At 63.2% G+C, this 20,243-nt stretch carries 19 protein-coding genes; 8 read left to right on the forward strand and 11 right to left on the reverse strand.

Annotated features, from left to right (window positions below):
* Positions 1 to 51 precede the first annotated feature (51 nt).
* A complete protein-coding gene (locus LB571_RS12255) occupies positions 52 to 681 on the forward strand; it encodes an MOSC domain-containing protein (RefSeq protein WP_224594751.1) in 630 nt (209 codons plus the stop codon).
* 39 nt (positions 682 to 720) lie between these two features.
* Here LB571_RS12255 and LB571_RS12260 read toward each other — a convergent pair whose 3' ends face one another.
* The 3 genes from LB571_RS12260 to tsaA all read right to left on the reverse strand — a co-directional run bounded on the left by LB571_RS12260 (position 721) and on the right by tsaA (position 2,531).
* Complete coding sequence (locus LB571_RS12260; protein WP_224594755.1) at positions 721 to 1,560, reverse strand: SDR family oxidoreductase; 840 nt, start codon at positions 1,558 to 1,560, stop codon at positions 721 to 723.
* Between the two features lie 153 nt (positions 1,561 to 1,713).
* Entirely contained in the window at positions 1,714 to 2,028 is a 315-nt protein-coding gene (locus tag LB571_RS12265) for a DUF2293 domain-containing protein (RefSeq protein WP_140714547.1), read from the reverse strand.
* Positions 2,025 to 2,531 carry a tRNA (N6-threonylcarbamoyladenosine(37)-N6)-methyltransferase TrmO gene (tsaA, locus tag LB571_RS12270; RefSeq protein ID WP_224594758.1) on the reverse strand — a complete coding sequence of 169 codons (507 nt, stop codon included), beginning with the start codon at positions 2,529 to 2,531 and terminating at the stop codon, positions 2,025 to 2,027. The genes LB571_RS12265 and tsaA overlap by 4 nt, the downstream gene beginning before the upstream one ends.
* Before the next feature lie 193 nt (positions 2,532 to 2,724).
* On the opposite strand from tsaA, the gene LB571_RS12275 reads away from it, so the two are divergent.
* Both LB571_RS12275 and metF read left to right on the forward strand, forming a co-directional pair.
* Positions 2,725 to 3,747: an ArsR/SmtB family transcription factor gene (locus LB571_RS12275; RefSeq protein WP_015317182.1), complete on the forward strand. Its 1,023-nt coding sequence runs from the start codon at positions 2,725 to 2,727 to the stop codon at positions 3,745 to 3,747.
* The gene (gene metF, locus LB571_RS12280; RefSeq protein ID WP_023769638.1) at positions 3,747 to 4,658 is read left to right on the forward strand and encodes a methylenetetrahydrofolate reductase [NAD(P)H]; all 912 of its coding nucleotides are present in this window, start codon (positions 3,747 to 3,749) and stop codon (positions 4,656 to 4,658) included. The genes LB571_RS12275 and metF overlap by 1 nt, the downstream gene beginning before the upstream one ends.
* A 434-nt stretch (positions 4,659 to 5,092) precedes the next feature.
* On the opposite strand, the gene LB571_RS12285 is transcribed toward metF, so the two are convergent.
* On the reverse strand, positions 5,093 to 6,010 hold the full coding sequence (locus tag LB571_RS12285) for a DMT family transporter (protein WP_140665269.1): 918 nt from the start codon (positions 6,008 to 6,010) through the stop codon (positions 5,093 to 5,095).
* A 307-nt stretch (positions 6,011 to 6,317) separates the two neighbouring features.
* On the opposite strand from LB571_RS12285, the gene LB571_RS12290 reads away from it, so the two are divergent.
* Positions 6,318 to 7,538, forward strand: a complete 1,221-nt coding sequence (locus LB571_RS12290; protein WP_140615602.1) for an alanine racemase — start codon at positions 6,318 to 6,320, stop codon at positions 7,536 to 7,538.
* Positions 7,539 to 7,645: 107 nt separating this feature from the next.
* On the opposite strand, the gene LB571_RS12295 is transcribed toward LB571_RS12290, so the two are convergent.
* Both LB571_RS12295 and LB571_RS12300 read right to left on the reverse strand, forming a co-directional pair.
* Complete coding sequence (locus LB571_RS12295; RefSeq protein ID WP_224594763.1) at positions 7,646 to 8,824, reverse strand: lytic murein transglycosylase; 1,179 nt, start codon at positions 8,822 to 8,824, stop codon at positions 7,646 to 7,648.
* Positions 8,825 to 9,285: 461 nt separating this feature from the next.
* Positions 9,286 to 10,086, reverse strand: a complete 801-nt coding sequence (locus tag LB571_RS12300) for a GH25 family lysozyme (protein ID WP_140714557.1) — start codon at positions 10,084 to 10,086, stop codon at positions 9,286 to 9,288.
* A gap of 288 nt (positions 10,087 to 10,374) precedes the next feature.
* On the opposite strand from LB571_RS12300, the gene LB571_RS12305 reads away from it, so the two are divergent.
* Positions 10,375 to 11,754, forward strand: coding sequence for a serine hydrolase domain-containing protein (locus LB571_RS12305; protein ID WP_140615606.1), 1,380 nt, complete (start codon positions 10,375 to 10,377; stop codon positions 11,752 to 11,754).
* A gap of 28 nt (positions 11,755 to 11,782) precedes the next feature.
* Here the strand turns inward: LB571_RS12305 and LB571_RS12310 are convergent, their stop codons facing one another.
* The 5 genes from LB571_RS12310 to LB571_RS12330 all read right to left on the reverse strand — a co-directional run bounded on the left by LB571_RS12310 (position 11,783) and on the right by LB571_RS12330 (position 18,203).
* Positions 11,783 to 12,091 (reverse strand): HigA family addiction module antitoxin, encoded by a 309-nt coding sequence (locus LB571_RS12310; RefSeq protein WP_015317189.1) that lies wholly within the window; start codon positions 12,089 to 12,091, stop codon positions 11,783 to 11,785.
* Positions 12,092 to 12,099: 8 nt separating this feature from the next.
* A complete protein-coding gene (locus LB571_RS12315) occupies positions 12,100 to 12,396 on the reverse strand; it encodes a type II toxin-antitoxin system RelE/ParE family toxin (RefSeq protein ID WP_140615608.1) in 297 nt (98 codons plus the stop codon).
* Positions 12,397 to 12,559: 163 nt separating this feature from the next.
* Positions 12,560 to 13,225, reverse strand: coding sequence for a class I SAM-dependent methyltransferase (locus tag LB571_RS12320; RefSeq protein WP_140714561.1), 666 nt, complete (start codon positions 13,223 to 13,225; stop codon positions 12,560 to 12,562).
* On the reverse strand, positions 13,222 to 14,520 hold the full coding sequence (locus tag LB571_RS12325) for a DUF3419 family protein (RefSeq protein ID WP_224594766.1): 1,299 nt from the start codon (positions 14,518 to 14,520) through the stop codon (positions 13,222 to 13,224). The genes LB571_RS12320 and LB571_RS12325 overlap by 4 nt, the downstream gene beginning before the upstream one ends.
* 32 nt (positions 14,521 to 14,552) lie before the next feature.
* Entirely contained in the window at positions 14,553 to 18,203 is a 3,651-nt protein-coding gene (locus tag LB571_RS12330) for a hydantoinase B/oxoprolinase family protein (RefSeq protein ID WP_224594769.1), read from the reverse strand.
* A gap of 183 nt (positions 18,204 to 18,386) precedes the next feature.
* Between LB571_RS12330 and LB571_RS12335 the strand changes: the two genes are divergently transcribed.
* From LB571_RS12335 to LB571_RS12345, 3 genes are all read left to right on the forward strand, one after another.
* Entirely contained in the window at positions 18,387 to 18,599 is a 213-nt protein-coding gene (locus LB571_RS12335; RefSeq protein ID WP_015317194.1) for a hypothetical protein, read from the forward strand.
* Positions 18,600 to 18,760: 161 nt separating this feature from the next.
* Positions 18,761 to 19,480: a J domain-containing protein gene (locus LB571_RS12340; RefSeq protein ID WP_041163805.1), complete on the forward strand. Its 720-nt coding sequence runs from the start codon at positions 18,761 to 18,763 to the stop codon at positions 19,478 to 19,480.
* Positions 19,477 to 20,232: an N-acetylmuramoyl-L-alanine amidase gene (locus LB571_RS12345; RefSeq protein ID WP_224594772.1), complete on the forward strand. Its 756-nt coding sequence runs from the start codon at positions 19,477 to 19,479 to the stop codon at positions 20,230 to 20,232. The genes LB571_RS12340 and LB571_RS12345 overlap by 4 nt, the downstream gene beginning before the upstream one ends.
* The last annotated feature ends 11 nt before the right edge of the window (positions 20,233 to 20,243 follow it).

The following is a 20,243-nucleotide window of genomic DNA, read 5'->3' on the forward strand; positions in this document are numbered from 1 at the left end:
CATCAGCGCTTTCGACTGGACCGCATTGTCCGAGGCCTCTAGACCAGCAGCATGCAGGAAACAAACCTAGAACTTTTTCCAACTGCCGAGCCCACGATCGACATCGTCCCGGGCCGTAAGCTGACGGCAAAGGCAGTAGCGCTCTATGCCGCTCCGTCCGATCATTTCGAGACGAAAGCCGTCGAGGAATTGCATCTTGGCTTCGACGGAATCGCACATGACTTCCATTCCGGAACGACGCGGCGTTCCGGTGGGCGCGAGCCTTGGTATCCGCGCGGCACGGAGATGCGCAACGAGCGGCAATTGTCGCTGGTCGCCGCGGACGAGCTTTCGATCGTCGCCGAGCGCATGGGCCTGAAGGAGATCAAGCCGGAATGGATCGGCGCCAATATGCTGATCGGGGGCGTGCCACGTCTGTCGATGCTGCCGGCCGGCTCACTGATGTTCTTCCAAGGGGGCGTGACGATCAAAATCGACGCGCAGAACAAGCCGTGCCGGGTCGCCGGGCAATCCATCGCCACGCATGTCCATGCATCGGATCGCGATGCGGCCGCGCTGCTCTTCCCGCAGACGGCGAAGCGGCTGCGTGGCCTTGTCGCCTGGGTTGAAAAACCCGGCGTGGTCAGGGTCGGCGAAGAGATTTCGGTGCGTGTGCCGGAGCAATGGATTTACAAGGCATAGCTACGCCGCTCAGTAGCGGCGTAACTATTATTTTGGGTGTCAGCCCTTGCGGTTCTTGTTGACGCCTTGCGCCATGACGGAGACGTGGTCCCATTTGTCCCAGGTGGCGAGGCGGTTGGCGTATTCCTGGCGTATCATCGGCAGGCCGCCATCGCCGAAGAACACCCTCAGCGGCGGCTCTGCCGCATCGACGATGGCCAGCATCGCCGGCCCGGTCGCCTCGGGATCGCCAGCAACCGAGTTGGCGCGGCGCTCGGCCATCTTGGCGCGGGCGGGCGCATAGGCCTCGATCGGCTTGGAGACCTTGGCCGATGCTCCCGACCAGTCGGTGGAGAAGCCGCCCGGCTCGACCAGCGTGACATTAATGCCGAATTCCGCGACCTCGATGCTGAGCGACTGGCTGAAGGCTTCCAGCGCCCATTTCGAGGCATGGTAGAGGCCGAGCGAGGCAAAGGCGTTGACGCCGCCGATCGACGAGATCTGGATGATGTGGCCTGAGCGCTGCGCCCGCATGATCGGCAGGGCGGCCTGGGTGACCCATAGCGCGCCGAACACATTGGTCTCGATCTGGTCGCGGGCTTCCTGTTCGCTGACTTCCTCGATTGCGCCGAAATGGCCGTAGCCGGCATTGTTGATGACGACGTCGAGCCGGCCAAAGCGCTTGTGCGCCTCGGCGACAGCGGCATCGACGGCTTTCTTGTCGGTGACGTCGAGCTTTATGGCGGCGATGTTGTCGCCGTATCTATCGACGAGATCGGCGAGCGTGCCGGTGTCGCGGGCGGTCGCTGCAACGCGGTCGCCACGCGCCAGTGCGGCCTCGGCCCAGACGCGGCCAAAGCCTTTCGACGATCCGGTGATGAACCAAACCTTTGATGTCATGATGTGGAATCCTTGCCCCTGCGGGGCGCAATTTCTGGATGGAAGCGGAGGCTTCTCCGCTTTCGGGCATATACGGCCTGTTCCGTGATTTTCCAGAGGCGAGGGGGAATCTTTTTGAACAAGACGCAGAGCGCCATCTCCCCGGCAGTGGCGTCATTCCTCCTCGTCGTCGGCGTCGAGCAGGCGCGTGGCGCGCCAGCGCGTGAGCATGGTGTTGGTTTGCTCGATGACGAAGAAACGGGCGGAGTCGCGGTCATACCCCTCGGCTAGCAGCTTTTCGTAATCGGTGTGCATGTGGCGGATGTGGGCGATCGTCGCCAGCCATACCGCGATCGTCGGCGGCAAGGTTTTCATGTGGACCGAGCCGGCGTCGGTGCGGATCTTCTCCATGTCGGCATAGGGCGCCAGCGGCAGAAGTGCTGTCAAAGCCTTGGCTATGGCGCGGCGGCGGCCGGTGGGCGCGGTCATTGCTCCCCGCGCCCCTCAACGGTCGCATCGGCAAAGGCATCGGTCGAGGCGAAATATGGTTTGATGTCGATGACCGGCGTGCCGTCGAGCACGTCGATGGCGTCGAGGCCGATGCGCCCGGTGCCGATGTCCAATCCGACGAGTTTGGCCATGTGCAGGCCGACCGGGTTCGGCCGGGCAGGGGAGCGCAGGCCGAACACGCCTTTCGCTTCAGCCGCATGGCGGGGTTTTTGCACAATCAGATTCCGCGGCGCGTGGTGCAGCCAGGACAGGATGACGACGTGGCTGGCCCGCTCCAGCCCGCGAAGGCCCGCACGATAGGGCGCATCGATGGTCAGCGCCGCGGGCTGTCCCGCCTCGCGCGCCGCGCGCATGTTCTTCGGGCAGCTATCCCGGGTGGTCCACGGCGAGGCAATACGGCCGATGAAGACGATGCCGGCGTCCGGCGGCATCAAGGCCGGATCCTGGTCCAGTCTCTGCTCGCCTTCGCGAGCCTCGAACATCTCACGCGGTTCGGTCATTGCCTGTCTCTGTGCTGGTGCATGCCATTGTCTCAAAACCGCTAGACGTTTCGGGCTGATCCGGACCGGGAAATCACGCATGCGGCATTTTCTGGTCCGGAAGCGACATAGCGCTTGCAAGGTCGCCGAATTCGACATAAACATATGTTTATATCTTTTCAAAGAGAATACGCTGATGCATGTCTCGCTCGACACCATGGTGGATACGCTGAAGGCGGCGGCCGAATCCAGCCGCCTGCGCATATTGGCATTGTTGTCGCGTGGCGACCTCACCGTTTCCGACCTTACCGAAATTCTCGGCCAGTCGCAGCCGCGTGTCTCGCGCCACCTGAAGCTGCTGCTCGAGGCGGGGCTGATCGGCCGCTACCAGGAAGGGTCGTGGGCGTTCTTCCGCCTGTCGGACGCCGATTCGGCGCGAGACTTCGTGATGAGGCTGGTTGCCGGCATTCGCGGCGCCGATCCGCAGGTCGAGCGCGATCTGGAGCGACTGACCTCGGTCAAGCGCAAGCGCCAGGACCGCGCCACCGCGTACTTTTCGCAGAACGCCGCAAGCTGGGATCATATCCGCTCGCTGCATGTGCCCGACCGTGCGGTGGAGGCCGCGATGCTGAAGCTGGTCGGCAAGCGGCCGTTCCAGTCCATGCTCGACCTTGGCACCGGCACCGGGCGGCTGCTCGAAATCTTCTCGCCGCTCTACCGGCGGGGGATCGGCATCGACATGTCGCGAGAGATGCTGACCGTGGCGCGCGCCAATCTCGACAAGGCCGGCGTTTCTAATGCGCAGGTCCGGCAGGGCGATATCTTTTCGCCGCCTGTCGAGCGCGATGCCTTCGATCTCGTCACCATCCACCAGGTGCTGCACTATCTCGACGATCCAGCCCGCGCCATCCATGAGGCGGCGCGGCTGCTTCGCCCGGCCGGCCGTCTCGTCATCGTCGATTTCGCGCCGCACACACTGGAATTCCTGCGCGACGAGCATGCGCATATGCGGCTGGGCTTTTCCGACCGGCAGATCGGAGAATGGTTCTCCGAAGCCGGCCTCGATCTCGAGGATGCCCAGGAGTTCGAACCGCGCGGCGGCAACGAGGCCAGGCTCACCGTCAAGCTTTGGCTTGGCCGCGACCGGCGCCTGTTGATCGCCGATCCTGCCAATGCCAGCCAGCAGACCAGAGTGAGCTCGATAGGGGAAATCGCCTGATGAACCAGTTTCGTTTTTCCCGCCGGCCCGATATCGGCGACAAGGTCAGGGTTTCGTTCGAGTTCTTCCCGCCGAAGAACGACGAGATGGAGGCAAGACTGTGGGATACGGTCACAAGGCTCGAGCCGCTGCAGCCGAAATTCGTCTCGGTGACCTATGGCGCCGGCGGTTCGACGCGTGAGCGCACGGCTCGCACCATCGGCCGTATCCTGAAGGAGACCAGCCTGACGCCGGCCGCGCACATGACTTGCGTCGACGCCGCTCGCCATCAGGTCGACGCCGTGATCCAGGAATTCACCGACATGGGGGTGAAACGCTTCGTCGCCTTGCGCGGCGATCCGGCGGAAGGCGTCGGCGCCGCCTACCGACCGCATCCGGACGGCTACGCCAACGGCGCCGAGCTGGTCGGGGCGCTGAAGGACGCCGGCGATTTCGACATCTCGGTTTCGGCCTATCCGGAAAAGCATCCGGAAAGCCCTGACTTCGCCACCGACATCGACATGCTGAAGCGCAAGGTCGACAACGGCGCGACGCGGGCGATCACCCAGTTCTTCTTCGACAACGATCTCTACGAACGTTACGTCGAGCGCGCGCGCCGCGCCGGCATCTACATCCCGATCGTTCCCGGCATCCTGCCGGTGCACAATTTCACCCAGGTCGCCAATTTCTCGGCGCGCTGCGGCGCGCTGGTGCCGGCATGGCTGGCCGAGCGTTTCGACGGCCTGCAGAACGACCCTCAAACGCATGCGCTGGTGGCATCCGCCGTGGCCGCCGAACAGGTTCTGGACCTGGTCGAGCGCGGCGTGGGCGATTTCCACTTCTACACAATGAACCGGGCCGACCTCGTCTTCGCGGTCTGCCATATGATCGGCATCCGCTCGCATGAGGTGGCGGGCTCCGCTGCTGCCTGAGGGTCAGTCAGGTAAGCAAAAGGCCGGGTAAAAACCCGGCCTTTCGAATCGGTTGGACTATTTGGTGCTGGTCTTCCCCGTCTTGGCGGGTTCAGGGAAGGACGCCGATAATGAGGGCGCCGATGAAAGCAAACGCAGCACAAATCATCAATGCGTTGATTGGCCTCGTAAGTCCCATGACATAGCCTCCTCTTAAAGAGCTATGCCCTGGAGTCTAGGTTCATTTGTGCCACAGGCAAGCGGAAAATGTGCTGCATTGCGACGTGATTGTGGATTTTGCGACTTCGGTTTCGCCGTTAGCCGTTGAAACTCCTTGGCAAAAACCCGCTTCATGCCTGTGAATAAATTATGGCGGTGGCGTGTCGATGCTGTGTCGTGGCAGCGCTACCCCCGCGAAACTCGCCTCCGACTTTCGCGATTGCACATGCCGAGCTCTAACGCCGTCCGAACACTCGCCCGTCGATTGTCAGAAGACCAAGTCCGATCAGCACCACACCGCCGATCTCGAACAATTCCAGCCGCTCGCCAAGGAAAAGAAAGCCGAGCAGCATGGCACTGGCCGGCACGATCAGCGTGACCAGCGAGGCGTTGGTGGCTCCGGCCGAGGCGACAAGGTTGAAGTAGAGGATGTAGGCGAAGGCTGTCGACAGAAGCGCCAGCGCCAGCACTGCCGCCCACACCGGCGGCGAGGCGGAGAACAGGCCGGCCGGGCCATGGGCGAAGAGCACGATCGGGATCATGATGATGGTCGAAGCCGTCAACTGCCCGGTGGCGACGACCGGCGAGGGCACGCCCTTGAAACGGCGGGCGACCATCAGCGCGATGCCATAGGAAAGCGAGGCGCCGATCAGCGCGAATTTGGCCCAGACAGGGCCGCCGAGCCCCGCCAGCAGGCCGGGACCGATCATCACGGCCGTGCCGGCGACACCGAGCCCGATGCCGGCGAGCTTGTTCCAGGACAGCTTTTCATCTGATGTCAACGCGTTGGCCAGGATCAGCGTCCAGAACGGCGTCGTGGCGTTGAGGACGGAGGCGACGCCGGCCCCCAATTGGGTTTGACCGGCAAAGATCAGCGAGAAGGGGATGACATTGTTGGTGAAGGCCAGCAGGAAGAACAGGCCGGCATGCGGCAGAGCGAGGCGGAAGGACGGTCCGCGCAAGCCGAGATAGAGCTGCAGGGCTATCGCCGCGATGGCGACGCGAAACAGCACCAGCACCAGCGGTTGGAGTTCCGCCACCGCGATGCGGGCGAAGAAGAACGAGCCGCCCCAGATGGCGCCGAGCAACAGCAACTGCCCCCAGTCCCTGAGCGTCATCGGTCCGCGTGGCGCAGATGCAGCGGTCACTGCCATATAAATCCTCCCCCAGACAGCCGGAATGCCAGCCGACAGGCGGAAGCCATATCTGGTTCGGCGGCAAGGGCCACCCGAAACCCGACCGGCAGCCAAGCCTTTCGGCAAAAGCCAGTGCTGTGCCGCAGGAGCACGAGACACAGAATTGTTTTCGTTGCAGCACCGCGCGCCTCCAGAGATGCGCAAAGGACGCTTGCAAGGCTCATCCCTGGCGCATGATCCCTTCCGAAGTCGAAATTAACTTTCGGGGTCATGCGCTAGCCGCTAGCTTGGATTAATTGTGCGAGCTGAAGTCGAGGATTCGTCCATGCAGCGATTCGAGAATGCAAGCGAGGCTGCACTGGCGCTTCGCCCGGACGACCCGGTCTACTGCTTCCGCCCGCAGGTCTTGAAGGCGGATGCGAAGCAGTTCATGGGCATGTTCCCCGGCAAGACCGCCTACGCGGTCAAGACCAATGGCGAGCAGATCGTGCTGAAGACGCTGGTCGAGGCCGGCGTCACCGCCTTCGACGTCGCTTCACCAGGCGAGTTCGCCGCCGTGCGCGCCGTCTCGCCCGATGCGGAGATGCTCTACATGCATCCGGTCAAGGCGCAGTCGGACATCAAGCTGGCTTTGGAGAAATACGGCATCCGCGTCATCTCGCTCGACCATGAGGACGAGATCACCAAGCTGACCCGCGTGGTGCGGGCGCTCGATATCGACCCGGGCGCGGTCAGCGTCTTCGTTCGTGTGCAGACAAAGGGCCATGCCGCCTACGAGCTGTCCAAGAAATTCGGCGCCGGGCCTGCCTATGCGGTCGAACTCGCCGAGCGGCTGAACCGCACCGGCTACAAGGTCGGCCTGTGTTTCCATGTCGGCAGCCAGATCGAGGATCCCGACACCTATGAGCGGGCGCTGGCCTCGGCCGACTGGGTGCGCAACCGGCTGACCTTTGACATTGCCGGGCTCGACGTCGGCGGCGGCTTTCCGGCCGAATACGGACATGATCCCAACCGCAAGCAGATCGAGATGCCGTCGCTCGGCCAGATCATGTCGCGGCTCTCCGGCGACCTGAAGGAATATCAGTTTGACCAGATGCCGCTGGTGGCGGAGCCGGGCCGGGTGATCGTGGCGCGCTGCCTGTCGCTGATCGTGCGCGTGCTGTTGCGCAAGGGCAAGCGGCTCTACATCAATGACGGCATCTGGGCCTCGCTGTCGGATTCCTGGACCGGCAAGATCACGCTGCCGGCGCGGTTTATCCCCGATCCGGCGATCCGTACGCGCAATGGCGATGAGAAGAACATCGTGCCGTTCAAGGTCTGCGGCGCGACCTGCGATTCCGTCGATATCCTGTCACGGCCGTTCTGGCTGCCAGAGACCGTCGACACCGGCGACTGGATCGAGATCGGCCATATCGGCGCCTATTCGCTGTCGCTGAGGACCCGCTTCAACGGCTTCTATCCCGATACCTTCGTCGAGGTCACGACGCCCTTCGACGAGGGCGACGCGCCGGTGGGGTTTGCAAGTTTGGAGACGATGGCGGATTAGGAAAAAAGGGGTGAGTAGTCAGTAGTCATGAGTAGTCAGTAGTCAGCAGGGAATCTCTACATCTCACTACCCACTACCCACTACCCACTACCCACTACTCGCTCTCTTCACAATTTTCCCAAAAGCTCCGGGGTCGGCCAGCCATCGACCGGCATGCCGAGGCGCATCTGCTCCTTGCGGACGGCTTCACGGGTGTTGGTGCCCAAAATGCCGTCGACGGTGCCGACGTCGTAGCCCCTGGCCTCGAGCTTGGTCTGCAGTTCTTTCATCTGCTCATTGTTGAGGCCAGGCTCGGGATTGCGCGGGTCGAGCGGCGGCGCGCCCGCCAGCCGCGCGGCGAGATTGGCCGCGGTCAGCGCGTAGGTGAAGGACTGGTTCCATTCGAGATAGACGTCGAAATTCTCGTAGGTGAGGAACGCCGGGCCCTTGCGGCCCATGGGCAGCGCCAGGCCGGCCTTCAGCCCCTTGTCGGCCAGCGGCGAGCCGTCGGGATTGGTGACGCCCCACTGCGCCCACTGCGTCAGCGGCAGCTTGTTGGTGCGCCCGGTCTGGTCCCACGGCATCTCTTCGGGCACGCGCACTTCCTGGATCCAGGGTTCGTCCCGTTTCCAGCCGCGCGACAGCACCTTGTTGCCCGTGGTCATGATCACGTCGGGCACGGAGCCGCGCAGATCGATTTTGCCGTCGCCGTCGCCATCGATGCCCCGCGCGAGATAGTCGGATGGCAGGATCTGCGTCTGGCCGATCTCGCCGGCCCAGGCGCCGGTGACGTCGGTCGGCAGCACGCCGCGATCGATCAGTTCCAGGAGCGGCACCAGTTGCTGGCGGAAAAGCTGCGGGCGGCGGCAGTCATGCGACAGCGTCACCAATGCGCTCAGCGTATGGAAATCGCCCTGCACGGCGCCGAAATCCGTTTCAAGCGCCCAGAAGGCGGTGATGACGGGGGCCTGGACGCCGAACTGCTGGTCGGCGCGGGCGAAGATGTCGGCGTATTTCTTCATGTTCGCCGCACCTTGCTTCAGCCGGTAAGCCGAGATCATGCGGTTGGAAAACTGGACGAAGGTCTGCGTGAAGACGCCCTGCGCACGGTCGCGCGCCAGAGCCCTCTCGTCGATCCTGGCGTCCTCCAGCGCATCAAGACCGACCGCGCCGACACCGGCAGCCTTGGCTTCCGCCGCCACACCCTGCTTCCAGGTTTCGAAATCGCCGCCGCATTCCTGCGCCATCGCCGGCAAGGCCGTGGCGCACAAGAACAGCGCCGCGAGGGCTTGGGAACGCAGTCGCATCAGCTTCCTTTCGAAACGAGAGGGCATTGTCGTGCCTGAAAGCGCAACGCCCTGAATTACCAGCGGTTGCACCCTTTAGCGCTGGCTGTGTCGAAAGCAGGCGGCAGGCCCGGTGTCAACGGGTCTTCTGCCGCAATCACTATTCCCGCGGCCTCGCTGCCGTTGCCACGGTGTCAACGGCTGATCTGTCGCAATCACTATTCCCGCGGCTTGCTGCCGTTGTCACGGTGTCAACGGGTGATCTGCCGCAACCCCCATTCCCGCGGCCTCGCTGCCGTTGTCACGGTGTCAACGGGTCTTCTGCCGCAACCACCTTTCCCGCGGCTTCGCTGCCGTTGCCACGGCGTCAACGGGTGATCTGCCGCAACCCCCATTCCCGCGGCTTCGCTGCCGTTGCCACGGCGTCAACGGGTGATCTGCCGCAACCCCCATTCCCGCGGCTTGCTGCCGTTGCCACGGCGTCAACGGGTGTTCTGCCGCAGCCACTTGTTCCAGGCGGATTCCGAGCCGTTGAAGACGTTGATGTCGGACTTGCCGGTCATGCCGGGAACGATGCCGGTTCCGGTGTACTGCCAGAAGGTGAAAGGGTGGCCACCATATTTCTCGCGCGGGTGTCCGGCGACGGAGCGCAGCCAGTAGGGATAGCCGCGGAAGGTCGACAGTTCATTGTCGTCGAAGAAGTCGACCGAGGTGTAGATGATCGGCTTCTTGCCGTAATGCCGCTCCACGATTTCGAGGAAGGTGGTCATCTCCGCGCGCACCGTGGCGGCGTCGGGGCGCAGCCGGCAGGTCGGCGAGTTCGGGTTCCATTCCATGTCGAGAACCGGCGGCATGGCGGAGCGGTCGACGGGGACATTCTGGATGAACCAGCGCGCCTGGGTGGCTGCCGGAGTGCAGAAATAGAAGAAATGATAGGCCGCGCGTGGAATCCCATTGGCTTTCGTGCGCGCCCAGTGCTCGCTGAAATACTCATCGAAACGGTCACCGCCTTCCGTTGCCTTGATGAAGGCGAAGGAGATGCCGCTGGCCTTGGCCGCCGGCCAATCGACCGAGGTCTGGTATTTGGACACGTCGGTACCATGGACGGCATAGTTCCACGGCGCACCGCTGTCCCACTCATGCGGCTTTGAATCGGCAAAGCGCGGCGCGCGCACGGCCACCGTCGGGCTGCTCGACGCGGATGGCGACAGCGGCGAGAGATCGTCCACGGTCGAGCAGGCGCCGAGCAGTGTCAGCATGAAAAGGGCCGCAAGACGGCGCATCGCAACTTCCAAGCCGGAATCAGCCGGTCGCTGATGGGTCTGTGCACTGATGGCCGAAGCTGGTCTGGCCCCCTCCAGGCGATCGCCCCACGCATCGCCTGGCATATTCGTTTTTCGTGCATGTCGTTGTCCCAAAACCGCTGAGCGCTTTTGGCCGACATGCACCCCTGTGATCGCCGATCATGGTTGATATCTGGTTTATGGCGGTCGACAAGAGGCCCGATTTTGCGGAAGCAATGGCGGCAATTCGATGACATAAGCGTCAGGCGAATGCCTGGGAGGCAAGGGATGCGGTTCGTCGTCAAGATCGTCAAATGGCTGCTTGGTCTGATCGTGCTGGCTATCGCCGCGCTGTTTGCCTGGCTCTATATCGCGCCGCCGGAACTGATCCGCGTCGGCTCGGGCTATTCGGCCAAGATCGTCTGCTCCAACGTCTTCATCGCCGGGCGCGATGCCAACGAGGTGCTGGCCGTCGACGTGCAGGCGCCGGGCCACCCGCTGCTGCGCTTGATGCGGGTCTCGGTCGACAAGAACCGGGGGACGGTTTCGGCCGGCCTGCTCGGCTTCCTCGGCAAGAGCGAGGCGGTTGCCCGCGACGGGTTGGGCTGCGCCTCGGTCCCCGACGGCGATGTCGGCAAGGCGCGGCGCACGGCAATCCATGCCTCGCCATCGCCGGCCAATCAGGACGCGCTGTGGCCCGAGGGCGAGCGGGTCGATGCCTCGCAAAATCTCGAGGTCTCGAAGATCGTCGGGGATGACGCGCTGGCCGGCACCGGCATGCGCGCGATCGTGGTGATCAAGAACGGCCGCGTCGTCGCCGAACGCTACGGCGACGGTTTTTCGGCCAAGACGCCGCTGCTCGGCTGGTCGATGACCAAGACAGTGAATGCCGCTATCGTCGGCACGCTGGTCAAAGATGGGAAGATGACGGTCGACAACAAGGGCCTGTTCACGCCGTGGAAGGCCGACGGCCGCGCCGCGATCAGCCTTGCCGACATGATGGCGATGTCGAGCGGGCTGGAGTTCAACGAGGATTATGGCGACGTCGCCGACGTCACGCGCATGCTCTATCTCGAACCTGACATGGCGGGCTTTGCCGCAACCAAAACCCTCACCGGTGAGGTCGGCAAGACGTTTTCCTATTCGAGTGGCACGGCGGTGATGCTGTCGCGCCTCTGGCAGGACGCGATCGGCGACAAGGCCAAGGCATTGACGTGGCCGCGCATGGCGCTGTTCGAGCCGCTCGGCATGCGTAGCGCGGTGCTCGAGACCGACGAGCAGGGCACTTTCGTCGGCTCGTCCTATCTCTACGCCACAGCGCATGACTGGGCCCGCTTCGGCCAGTTCCTGCTGCAGGGCGGTGTATGGAACGGCAACCAAATCCTGCCGGCCGGCTTCGTGGAATGGATGCGCGAGCCGGCATCCGCCTCGAAGGTCTACGGCAAGGGCCAGTTATGGATCGAAGCGCCGGGCGACGAGGAAAACCCCGGCGCCGGCGTCGCGGCCGGGCTGCCGAAGGACACTTACTGGATGGAGGGCCATGACGGACAGACCGTCGCCATCATTCCGTCTGAGCAATTGGTGGTGGTGCGGCTCGGGCTAACGCCGGCCAAGTTCAACTACCGCCCGCAAGCAATGGTGGGAGCGCTCGTGAAGGCGCTGCATTAAGCGGCAGTCGGTTGCTGTAGAGTTTCTTCTAGGCCGCGGTCGCCAAAGGCTTGGCGCGATCAATCCGCGCCCGCTCCTCGGGTGAATTCATGACCTGCCAAAGATCGCTGCGGCGCTGCACGTTGAGCCAGAAATCCGGGCTGTTGCCAAAGACCCGCGCCAGAATGAGCGCGGTCGCGGCCGTCACGTTGCGGCGGTCGTTGCACAATTCGTTGACATGCTTGCGCTGAACCCCCATCGCTTCCGCCAAAGCAGCCTGTGTCAGGCCAAGTGGTTGCATAAATTCTTCCGTGAGGATTTCACCCACCGTTGCCGGCTTGCGTGTGGTCATCAACATGTGTCGTCTCATCTGTAGCTATGATCGTCGAGATGGATATCCGACGCTTCACCACGGCCGCCATTCCACCGAAAGATCAGCCGCCATTGGTTGTTGACGCGGATTGAGTGGAAGCCATCGAGACTACCACGCAACTTTTCGAAGTGATTGCTCGGCGGTACGCGCAAATCCTGATCGGTCGTCGCGTCATCGATCATCTGGAGCTTGCGGAACAACCGGCCTTCAAGATCGGACGGAATGTTGCGGGAATGGATGTCTTCCACGAAAAAGGCTCGCAGCCATCCGTCCCGAAACCCGACGATCACTTTCTATCTCCAGCATGGAGATAGTGTACCACCCTTTGGGTCATTCTGCAATCGCGAAGGGCGAACCCTGCTGATCGCGTTCACCGGATTGACCTTGGAATTGGAGCGTTGGGCCGCCGATGGCGAAAGCGCGCCGGGTTCTACGGCTGTTTTGTCTGCGATGTCAGGTGCCGAGCTTGATCACAGCCAGCCAGGAATAACCGTGATAAAGCGTGCGGAAACGGAAGGTTGCGCCGGTTCGCTCGGCTTCCGATTCCAGAACGTCGCGCAGGGATTCACGCGGCGTGACGTGGAATTTTTTCAGCCAGCCGCGCAGCAAGGTGCGGAACCAGCCTGGCAGACCTTCCTGCTGGCCGAAATCGACGACGTGCAGCGAGCCCATCGGGGCCAGCGCGGCAAGTGCCGCCGATACCGTCTTCTCCCAGCCCGGGATCATCGACAGCGAATAGGATACGAAGACGCGGTCGAAGCTGCCTTGGCCAAACAGCGCCTTCGCGTTGAAATCCGTGGCATCGCCCCTTGCCAGCATGACGCGATCAGAGAGGCCTTCGCGGGCAACCGCGGCGCCTGCCGTCTCCAGCATTTCGGCCGAAATATCGAGGCCGAAGAAGCGCGCGTCTGGATAGGCGCGGGCGGCGAGGATGATGTTGCGGCCGGTGCCGCAGCCGAGTTCCAGTACGGTGCCGCCCGATGGCACGTCCAGTCCCGATATCAGCTTGTCGCGGCCGAGCAGGTAGTATTTGCGGGTCAGGTCGTAGATGTGGCGCTGCCAGCGGTAGACGCCGTCCATCAGTTCGGCGTGGCTGGCCGGCAGCTCCGTCGTGCTCATGCCGCGCGCTTCACATAGAGGTGAAAACCGCCATAGATGGCCGAGCGGTCGCGGGCCGAGAATTCGCGCGAGGCATCGCTCTCATAGGTCCACTGGTCGAGCAAAGAGGTCGAGACACGGCCAGGCAACAGACTGGGCTCGGCGGCGGTGCGGAAGATGACGCGGGCCCCAGTGGAGGCGGAGCGGGTGATTTCCGACCACAGTGCATTGAGCTGGTCATCGGTCATCCAGTCCTGCGCGTCGAGCAGGATGAAGCGGTCGACGGCGCCGGCATCCTTGCCGGCGAGGAATTCGATCAGGTTCGCGTGATGGATGGCGACGCGGTCGACATTGCCGCGGATGGTCTCGTAATTGGGCTTTTCCAGATAGGCGGGCAGGGCGGCCTCGCCTGGTTCCGGGTAGCGGCGAGCAAAGGCCTGCCAGGCGAAGTAATTGTTTTCCAAGGGGAAGTCGCAGGCAAGCTTTTCCAAGCGGGCCTTAAGCACGCTGGCCATGGTGCCGTCGCCGGAGGTGATCAGCGAGTCATACTGCGCCGGCGGGATGCCGAGACCGAACAGCGAGGCTTTTCGCGAGGTCGCCCATTTCAGAAGCTTCCTGTCGAAGACCGGCGCCAGCTCCTCGTTGAAGAAGCGGCGCTGTTCGCCGATATTCCTGGCTTCCATCATGCGGGCCGGGTTGACGCCGAACAATTTCGCCGTGCGGTGGCCCATGGCGATGAACAGGCCGAGCAGGCCGGTCTGGTAGAAATTGCGGTCGAAGACACCAATGCGCCGGCGGCCGCGCCAGTTGCGGTGTTCCCAATAGTGGCGGCTGACCGGGTCGAGATGCGGCGCGATGAAACGGTCGTAGGCTTCCGAATTGTGGCTGGTGTCGGCGGCGCCGAAGAAGCGGAACAGGTCGCTCTGCGAAGGCAGATGGCGGACTGCCTCAAGCTTCATGCGGTTCAGCGCGATGTGAGCGGCGTTGAGGTCGACAGCGTCGATCCGTGCCGGCGAACGGGTAAGGTAGGCCAGGATGTTGCAGCCGCCGGAAGCGATGGTGACGACGCGATGACCCTGGCCAAGTTGCATCGCGTCCATGTCGACGTCAGGATCTTCCCAGATCTGCGGATAGACAAGGCCGGAAAACAGGAAGGCGAACAGCCGCTCGGAAATGCCAGCTTTCGAAAGCGCGCGGTTCTGGTAGACGGCTTTTCCAACTTCCTTGCCGCGGCGAAAAACCAGGTCCGAGGAGACGTCCGTCATGGCAAAGTGATTCCCCATTTGCTTTGCCGCAAGCGGGTATCGCAGGGTCATGACAGGCCGGTGACAGCCTGTTGACGTCTCTCTTACAGCTTGCCAAACCCGCCCGGCGTCGGCGTCGTCACGATGACGGCCTCGCCAGCGTCGAGAACGGTCTGGTCGCAGGCCTTCAGCACGTCGACCGTGCCGTCGTTGCGGCGGACCTTGGTCGAGCCGACTTCGCCGTCGCCGCCGCCATCCAGCCCCCGTGGCGGGCGGTTGCGGTGCGAGGACAGAATCGCGCATTCCATTTTCTCGAGGAAGCGGATGGTGCGTTTGGTGCCGTCGCCGGCGTTCCATTTGCCCTTGCCGCCCGAGCCTTCGCGGATGTGAAAATCCTCCAGCACCACGGGAAAGCGCAGTTCAAGCACCTCCGGATCGGTTAGGCGCGAATTGGTCATATGGGTGTGCACGCCGGAGGTGCCGGCAAAGCCGCGGCCGGAGTTCATATGGCCGGCCGGCGAGCCGGAACAGATGGTCTCGTAATATTGGTACTTCTTGTTGCCGAAAGTCAGGTTGTTCATCGTGCCCTGCGCATTGGCCATCGCGCCCATGGCGCCGAACAGCGCATTGGTTACGTGCTGCGAGGTCTCGACATTGCCGGCGACGACGGCGGCAGGATAGGCGGGCTTCAGCATGCAGCCGTCGGGAATGACGATGTTGATCGGCCTGAGGCAGCCGGCATTCATCGGGATCATGTCCTCGACCATGACGCGGAAGGCGTAGAGCACGGCCGCGCGCGCCACCGGCTCAGGGGCGTTGAAATTGTTCTTCATGACAGGCGACGTGCCGGTGAAGTCGACGGTCGCCTCGCGCTTTTGGCGATCGACCGTGATCTTCACCTTGATGACCTGGCCGGTATCGGTCGGATACTCATATTCCGACGTGTCCGGCAGCCGCTCCAGCACCCGGCGCACGCTCTCGGCGGCATTGTCCTGGACATGGCCCATATAGGCCTCGACGACATCAAGCCCGAAATGGGAGACCATCTTGCGCAGTTCGGCGACACCCTTCTCGTTGGCGGCAATCTGTGCCTTGAGATCGGCGATGTTCTGGTGCGGGTTGCGGGCGGGGTAGCGATGATCGGTGAGCAGCGTATGCAACTCCGTCTCGCGGAATTTTCCGCCGTCGACGATGCGGAAATTGTCGAACAGAACGCCTTCCTCGTCGACCGTGGTGGCGAGCGGCGTCATCGAGCCCGGGGCGGTGCCGCCAATGTCGGCATGGTGGCCGCGCGAGGCCGCCCAGAAGAGGATGTTTTTCCTGATGTCGTCGAACACCGGCGTCACCACGGTGATGTCGGGCAGATGCGTGCCGCCATTATAGGGGGCATTCAAGGCAAAGACGTCGCCGGGGTGGATGTCGCCGGAGTTCAGCCGGATGATGGTTTCGACCGAACGGTCCATGGAGCCGAGATGCACCGGCATGTGCGGCGCATTGGCGACCAGCGCCCCGGTGTGGTCGAAGACGGCGCAGGAAAAATCCAGCCTTTCCTTGATGTTGACGGAATAGGCGGTGTTCTGCAGCGTCACGCCCATCTGCTCGGCGATCGACATGAAGAGATTGTTGAAGACTTCGAGCATCACCGGATCGGCTTGCGTGCCCAGGGCAGCGGCGCGCGCTTTCTTTTCCGTGCGACGGATGACGACGTGATTGAGGTTGGTGATTTCGGCCCGCCAGCCTGGCTCGACGACGATGGTCTGGTTCGGCTCGATGATCAAGGCGGGGCCGGCGACCATATTGGACGGTCCGAGGATCTCGCGACGGTAGACGCCAGCTTCATGCCACTGGCCTTCCGTGTAGATACGCCGGGTCTCGGAAGCGGCTGGATGGACCCTTGCCGGTCCGGCAGGCGCATGGGCCTCGGCGCTGGTCTGGCCGGTTTCGGTGCCCTCGACGCCGACGGTCTCGACCACCATCGGCTTGTCGTCATAGACGAAACCGAATTGCGCTTTGTGGGCGATTTCGAAATCGCGCTTTGCCTGGAAAATCGAATCGTTCTCAAAATTTACCGGCAGCGTCGTGTCGGTGCCGTCATAGCGAATGTGCAGCACCGGCCTGGTGGCAATCACGTCCTCGGCGATGCCTTGCGCCGCCAGTTCCGCGATCACGGCCTTTTTCAAGATGGCGATGAGGCCGCCAATCTCCGTTCTGGACTCTTCGGCGAGCGGCTTGAGCAGCGCCTGCTGGCGCGAGGCGAACACGGAGGCCAAGCCGATGCCATAGGCCGAAAGCAGGCCGGAGAAGGGATGGATCAGCACGGCCTCCATGCCAAGCGCGTCCGCGACCAGGCACGCGTGCTGTCCGCCGGCGCCGCCGAAGCAGTTCAGGAGGTATTCGGTGACGTCGTAGCCGCGCTGCACGGAAATCTTCTTGATCGCATTGGCCATGTTCTCGACCGCGATGGTGACGAAGCCCTCGGCGACCGATTCGGGCGGCCGGCCATCGCCGATCTCAGCGGCAAGTGCCGCGAATTTCGCACGCACGGTTTGCGCGTCGAGCGGCGCGTCCTGGCCGGAACCGAAGATCGACGGGAAGAAGTCGGGCTGCAGCTTGCCGAGCATCACATTGGCATCGGTCACCGCCAACGGGCCGCCGCGCCGGTAGGCGGCGGGGCCGGGATTGGCGCCCGCGGAGTCTGGTCCGACGCGGAAACGGCCGGGCTCGTAGTGCAGGATCGAGCCGCCACCGGCGGCGACCGTGTGGATGCGCATCATCGGCGCGCGGACGCGCACACCGGCGACTTCGGTGTCGAAGGCCCGTTCATACTCGCCGTCATAGTGGGCGACGTCGGTGGACGTGCCGCCCATGTCGAAGCCGATGACCTTGTCGAAACCGGCGAGCTTCGCCGTCTCGACCATGCCGACCACGCCGCCGGCCGGGCCCGACAGCAATGCGTCCTTGCCCTGAAACATGTCGGCGGCGGTGAGCCCGCCAGAAGACATCATGAACATCAGGCGAGGGGATTCGTTGTTTTTTCCCGCCGCACCCGGTTCTCCCGCCACCCCCAGTTCTCCCGCCACCCTTTGCACATAGCGCGACAGGATCGGCGACAGATAGGCGTCGACCACCGCGGTGTCGCCGCGGCCGACCAGCTTGATCAGCGGCGAGACCTCGTGGCTGACCGAGACCTGTCCGAAACCAAGCTTGCGGCAGACCTTGGCCACGGCCTTCTCGTGATCGGGATATTTCCAGGCGTGCATGAAGACGATCGCCACCGCATCGATGCCATCGGCTTTCGCTTGTTCTATGGCCGGCCGGCAGGCTGATATGTCGAGCAGCCGTTCGACGCGGCCGTCGGCGAGCACACGCTCGTCGACCTCGATGACGCGCTCATAGAGCTGTTCGGGAAGGATGATCTCCTTGGCGAAGATGTCCGGTCGCGCCTGGTACGCAATCCCTAACGCATCGCGAAACCCCTTGGTGATGAGCAACAACACGCGGTCGCCCTTGCGCTCCAGGAGGGCGTTGGTGGCCACGGTCGTGCCCATCTTGATGTCGCCGATCAGGCTGGACGGGATCGCGGCGGCCGGTTCAAGGTCGAGCAGGTCGCGGATGCCCTGAATGGCCGCATCGGCATAGGCCTCAGGATTCTCCGACAGCAATTTGCGCGGATGCAGCCCGCCTTGCGGGTCACGGCCGATAATATCGGTGAAGGTGCCGCCGCGATCGATCCAGAAATCCCATTTCGCGGTCATGCGGCTGTCTCCGGTATTCGTTTTCGTTATCGTTGTTAAAGCGCCCAAGCGCCGGCAGCAATGTCGCCTGCATGCCATTGATGTTACAGGCGGAAACGCAACGTTATGAAACCCATGGCCGTCCGGGGCATTTCTCCTTCGACCGTTCACCGCAACGTGAACGTGTGTTGAAGGAGAGACGTAATGAAAAAGCTCATTCTTGCTTCGGTGTCCGCCCTGGCCCTGCTGGGCGTTGCCGCCTGCAGCGACAGTGGCACAGGCACTGACAACACCACCACGCAGAGCACCAATCCGCCGGCTGCCGAGCAGCCGATGAAGCCTGCGGCCCCGGCCGATAATTCGACCAAGCCTGCCGAGCCGGCTCCGGCAACGCCCGCTCCTGCGCCCGCGCAGTAGTTTGTAAGCAGTAGGTGTCTTGGGAGGAAGGCCGGCTTCATGCCGGCCTTTTCTCGTGGAGACTGGGCTCGGGACCGTCGACCGTCGGAGGTCACGGACCCGACAGAGAGTGGCCGTTATTGGCTTGATAGCGGGGACCGGTTGGCTCTATGAAGCTGGCCATGTCGATTTGGGACCGCCTCGGCGACTTCATCACGCGGGTTTCGTCTTCGACCACGTCAGGCGTCGCCGACGTGGTCGAAGCTGTGCGCACGGTTTTCTCCGGCGATGCCGACCTGCGCCGCCGCGTCGCCTTCTCGGTGGCGATGATCGCACTGTCGGCCAAGATGGCCAAGGCCGACGGTATCGTCACCCAGGATGAGGTGCGCGCCTTCCAGGAAATTTTCGAAGTGCCGCCGAAGGAGACGCGCAACGTCGCGCGGCTGTTCGATCTGGCCCAGCGGGACGTCGCCGGTTTCGAGACCTATGCCGAGCGCATGGCGCAGCTCTGCGGCTCCGGGCACTCCAATTGCGTGATGCTGGAAGACATACTCGATGGCCTGTTCCACATCGCCAAGGCCGATGGGTTGGTGCATGAGCGCGAAGGCATCTTCCTGCACCGTATCGCCGAGATCTTCCGCATTGACGAGACGCATTACGAATCGATCATGGCGCGGCACGTCAATCTTGGTGCCGGCGACCCCTATGTCGTCCTCGGCATCGAGCGGGGCAAGCCGTTCGAGGAGGTCAGGAAACGCTATCGCAAGCTGGTGTCGGACAACCACCCGGATCGGCTGATCGCGCGCGGGCTGCCGCAGGAATTCATCAAGATCGCGACGACCAGGGTCGCGGCGATCAACGCCGCCTACGAGATGATCGAGCGGGGCCTGCGGCACGCATGAGCGGCTTCCTGCCCGACGAGCCAAGCGCCGAGGTCAGGGTATCGCCGAATTTCGGGCCAAGGCGCGACGCGCAGAAGCCCGACATGATTGTGCTGCACTACACGGGCATGGCCACCGGGGCCGCGGCCGAAGCCTGGCTGTGCGATCCGGCGAGTGAAGTCTCGTCGCATTATCTCGTCCATGAGAATGGTCACGTCGTGCAGATGGTGCGGGAAAGCGATCGCGCGTGGCACGCCGGCCAGAGTTCCTGGTTCGGACGCACCGACATCAATTCCTGCTCGATCGGCATCGAAATCGTCAATCCCGGCCATTCACTGGGCTATCCCAGCTTTCCGCAACGTCAGATCACGGCGGTCATCGAGCTGTGCAGAGGGATTGTCACGCGGCACGCGATCACTCCCCAGCGGGTGTTGGCGCACTCCGACGTGGCGCCGGGGCGCAAGATCGATCCCGGCGAGAAGTTCCCATGGGCCGCGCTGTTTAAGGCCGGTGTCGGTCATCTCGTGCCGGCCGCTCCCGTCAGGCGCGGAGCCGCGCTGAAGTCCGGTGACCGCGGTGCCGATGTGGAGACGCTGCAGTCGATGCTGTCGCTTTATGGCTATGGCGTCGAGATATCGGGCATTTTCGACGACCGGACACGAATTGTCGTTGAGGCCTTTCAACGGCATTTTCGACCGCGCCGGATCGACGGCGCCGCCGACGGCTCGACGATGCGCACGCTGCAGAAACTGCTTGCTTCCGCGAGGAATTGACCTCAGGTCAA

This window comes from Mesorhizobium sp. BR1-1-4 (assembly GCF_020165375.1).
GTDB lineage: Bacteria > Pseudomonadota > Alphaproteobacteria > Rhizobiales > Rhizobiaceae > Mesorhizobium > Mesorhizobium australicum.